At 69.9% G+C, this 4,147-nt stretch carries 3 protein-coding genes; 1 reads left to right on the forward strand and 2 read right to left on the reverse strand.

Annotated elements, in window-relative coordinates; all coding sequences use genetic code 11:
* Nucleotides 1-528, reverse strand: a 528-nt coding sequence (locus tag ADL22_RS11995) for a hypothetical protein (RefSeq protein WP_159048613.1), incomplete at its 3' end; no start/stop codon positions are given.
* Nucleotides 525-3,956, reverse strand: coding sequence for a toxin glutamine deamidase domain-containing protein (locus ADL22_RS36640; protein WP_066976970.1), 3,432 nt, complete (start codon nt 3,954-3,956; stop codon nt 525-527). The genes ADL22_RS36640 and ADL22_RS11995, both read right to left, overlap by 4 nt.
* Here ADL22_RS36640 and ADL22_RS12005 point away from each other — a divergent pair.
* A partial coding sequence (locus tag ADL22_RS12005) for a hypothetical protein (protein WP_159048614.1) occupies nt 3,942-4,147 on the forward strand: 206 nt, incomplete at its 3' end. The two genes, ADL22_RS36640 and ADL22_RS12005, sit on opposite strands and share 15 nt — an antisense overlap.

Here is a 4,147-nt window from a genome sequence, read left to right on the forward strand (position 1 = left end):
GAGGTCGGTGGGGGGTGGGGTGGCGTCGCCGGAGGGGGAGGCGAGGTGGAGGGCGAGGGTGAGGTTCCTGCTGCGCTTCTTGCGCTCCCTGGGTCCGGCCACGACCGTCCCGATGCCGCTTTTGTACCGCAGCGATCCGGCCAGGCGCTGTACCACCAGCTCGGGCTGGGCGGAACGGCGAGTGAGACCCGCGGATTGCGCGTGATCGATCAGCACCAGGTGGTCCCGGCCGAGCTTCTTGATCCGCTCGCCCCACTCGAACGCATAGTGGCACCCGTCCAGCACGCCGAGTTCGCTCAGCAGTGCGCGGAGCAGGCCCTCCGCCGACTTCCCCGTCGCGTCGAGCAGGATGCTGCCGGGGACGCGCCGGTGCACCTCCCGCAGGACGGACTCGGCGGCGCCGTCGTTCCGGTCCACGGTGAGGTGGACCAGGCTCGCGTCACCGCGGTGGTGCTCCCACCAGTCGACGACGCGGTCGGCGGCCTCGGCGGGGGTGAGGGCGGGCTGGTCGGCGGTCGGTTCTGTCATGGGGTGCTCGCTTGCGGGGAAACGATGTGCGTCATGGACTTGGCCCAGACCTGGCCCACGACGGCGAGATGCCGGTCCATTTCGGCGGTCATCTCCTTTTCGGCGCCCGACTCTACCTTCTTCACGGCGTTGTTGATTTTCCTGCTGATGTCCTTCAGTGCCTCGCGGCGCTGGGCATCGTCCTGGATCTGGTTCGCCTTCTCGATCTGGGAGGCGTACTTCTTGCGCTGCTTCTCCCGCTCGTCGGCACGCATCTCCAAGCCTTCCGGGTCGGTGCGGTACGTCGTGCTGTAGTACACCGGCTTTCCGTGCATGGACGTGTGCGAATCGAGTAGCCGGGAGCAGTGCGCGTGGCCCTGGCCGCTGCCGCAGGGCTCCCGTTCCGTGTAGAGGCTCGCGACGGTGTATTTCTGCCCGTCGGGCTTCAGTGAATTCTGCCGTTCCACCCAGTCCAGCAGGTGCTTCTCGGAGTGCCGGGGAGTCACTCCGCTCCGTTCGGCGGGGACGGACGAATCGACGATATAGGTCGTGTTGCCCTTGTGGTCGGTGACTTCGACCACCGCGTAGTTCTTCCCGGAGAAATCAGGCTTGTGCCGGCCGATGGAATTGACGATGTCATGGACTTCGGCCGCGTTCGGCTTGGCCTTGGTCTTGCCGGTGAGCTGCTCGTGCAGGGACGAGATATCGCTCGGCGCGTCGCCTTCCTTGCGGTACTTGGGCGGGAAGTTGGGATTGGCGTCCTCGCGTGCCTGTGCGCTGACCGGCCGGTCGGAGGACTTCGCCGGGTCGGGGGTACCGTCCGCACGGTTGCCCGCGTTGGCGTACGGCTGGGAGTCGTGGTTCGGGTTGTGCCCGACGCCCTGGCTCTCGTGGTAATCGCTGCTCACGCGGGCGAGCGTGGCGACCACGGCCATGCGCTCACCGTCGTTCATCCGCCGGAAGTCGTCACCGAGGTGGTGCTCCAGTTCCTGGTGGGTGAACGCGGTCGGCGGGGGCGCCTCGCCGTTCTTGAGCGCGGCGCGCTCCGCCTGGAGACGCTGGTGCGACTCCTCCAGGAGGTTGGACAGCCGTCCGTCGTCCGCCCAGTGGAGCATCCGGTCGTGGACGTGGTCCAGGTCGATGCGGTGGACGGGCGAGTGCTCGCGCAGCGACTGCTGCTCGGCGTCCGGTTCGATGCCCAGCTGCTGCTGGTGCGGGTCCTCGCGGTCCGGAAGCGGGCGCCGGTCGTGGTCGGTGTCGTGGTCGGCGTCCGTCATGTGGACGTCGTCGTCGCCGTGGTGGTGGCCCTGCGAGTGCGACGGCTCGTCCAGGTCCATGGGCTCCGGCGAGTGGTGCTGGCCGGGCACCGGGTGCGCCCCCGGGTCCGGCGGCGGGAGCATGCCGGGGTTGCGCGGCGGCGCCGCGGCGTGCGGGTGCTCGGGGCCGGTGTGGGGCTGCTGGTGCGTGGAGTCGTGGTCCGGCGTGTGGTCGGCGGAGTGCTCGGGCTTGGTGTGGTCCGGGGTGTGTTCCGGCTTCGTTCCGGGCGCGGAGGCGTCGTGGTGCGGGCGGTCGGTGTGCGGAGTCTGACCGTCGCCGGGGTTGTGGTGCGTTTCCGGAGTGCCCGAGGGGTGCTGGTTGGGGGCGTGCTGAGGGTAGGGCGGGTGCTGGGGCTGGTGCTGCTGGTACGGGTGCTGGGGCTGCTGGTAGGGGTGCTGTGGCTGCGGCTGCTGTGGGTGTTGCTGCTGCGGGTGCTGGACGTGCGGCTGCTGGGGGTGTTGCTGCTGCGGCACGTGCGGTTGCTGCGGCACGTGGGGCTGCGGCTGCTGGTGCGGGGCCGGGGCGTGCTGCTGCGGGTACTGCTGGTGCGGCTGCGCGTACGGCTGGTGCTGCTGCGGGTGCTGGTACTGCGGCTGCTGCGGGTGTTGCTGGTAGGGGTGCTGAGGCTGCTGCCCCTGGTGCGGCTGCTGCTGGTACGGGTGCTGGGGCTGCTGGCCCTGGTGGGGCTGCTGGTACGGGTTGTGCTGTTGGTAGGGGTTGGGCTGCTGGTGCTGCGGCTGGCCCTGGTGTTGCTGGTACGGGTTCGGCTGCTGGTGGGGCTGCTGCTGGTAGGGGTGCTGCGGCTGCTGCTGGGGGTGCTGGGCGTACGGGTTCTGCGGCTGGTGCTGCGGCTGGTGCTGGCCGTACTGGGGCTGCGGGTTCTGCGGGTGCTGCTGCTGCGGGTACGGCTGGTGGGGCTGCTGTTGCGGGTACGGCTGCTGGTGCTGGGGCTGCTGCTGGACCTGCGGGTAGTGCGGTTGCTGCTGGACGTGCGGTTGCTGCGGCTGGTGCTGCTGGTACGGGTTCTGGGGCTGGTGCTGGTACGGGTTCTGCGGGTGCTGCTGCCCCTGGTGCGGCTGCTGCTGGTAGGGGTTCTGGGGCTGCTGGCCCTGGTGGGGCTGCTGCTGATTCTGGTGTTGCGGCTGCGGCTGGTGCTGCTGCGGCTGGTGTTGCGGCTGCGGCTGCGGCTGGTGTTGGGGCTGCGGCTGCGGCTGCGGCTGGTGCTGCTGGGGCTGGGGTTGCTGGTTCTGGTGCTGCTGGGGCTGGGGCTGGGGCTGCTGCTGCGGGTGGTTTTGCTGGGGGTGCTGCTGGTTCTGGGGGTGCTGCTGGGTGGGGGCCTGGTGCTGGGTGGCGGTGGGGTCGAAGGGCTTGCGGTTGGCGTCGAGGGTGAGGTGCCAGACGCCGTCCGCCTGGGTGTTGATGGGCTGGTGGCTCACCTTGCCCGTCTGGCTGTCGACCCAGACGACCTTGCCGTTGTGGTTGACCGCGTTGAAGACGTGGGCGCCGCCGCCCGAGCCGTCCGGGTTCTTCGGCCACGTCACCAGGACGGCCGCGGCCGCGCCGTGGCCCGCCTGCTGGAGTTCGTGGGCGATGTTGTTGTAGCCGTCGTGGGCGTTCTGGCCGGAGTTGCGGAAGTTGGTGCCGGCCCACTGCTGGATGTTGTTCGTGCCGTCCCGTTCACCGGAGCGGGTGTCCAGGTTGCCGTGCGCGTCCTTGTCGTACGTACGGGGCGCGGAGACCTGGGGGTTGCCGTACCAGGACTCCATGAACGAACGGGTGCAGTCGGCGCAGTTGTTGGAGCGGCCGGGGACGCCCACGCCGCCGTCGTTCTGGTACTTGGCCCAGGGCTGGAACGGGTCGGGGTGGACCTGCGGGGTGCCGTCCGGGTTGCGCGGGAAGTGGTGCTCCAGCGCCTGCTGGTCGTGCGGGAACGGCGAGTACAGGCCGCCCGGGTGGTGGTTCAGGCTGGCCCGGACGTCGTTGAGGCTCGGCTGGTGCTGGGGTTGCTGCGGCTGGTGCTGCTGCTGCGGGTGCTGGGTCTGCTGGTTATGCGGGTCTTGCGGCTGGTGGTTCTGGTTGTGCTGCTGGTTCTGCTGGTGCTGGTTGTGCTGAGGGGTGTGCTGGGGCGGCACCTGCTGCTGGGGCTGGTGGTGCTGCTGGGGGTGCGGCTGGTTCGTGGGCTGGGGGTGGCTCTGGAGTGTGGGCTGCTGGGGGTGGTGCTGCTGCGGATGCTGCTGGTTCTGCTGCGGGTGCGGTTGCGGGCCGGGCTGGTGCGGCTGCTGGGGGTGCTGCTGCGGGCCGGGCTGGTGCGGCTGCTGGGGGT

The sequence above is a fragment of the Streptomyces sp. NRRL F-4489 genome, assembly GCF_001509485.1.
GTDB lineage: Bacteria > Actinomycetota > Actinomycetes > Streptomycetales > Streptomycetaceae > Streptomyces.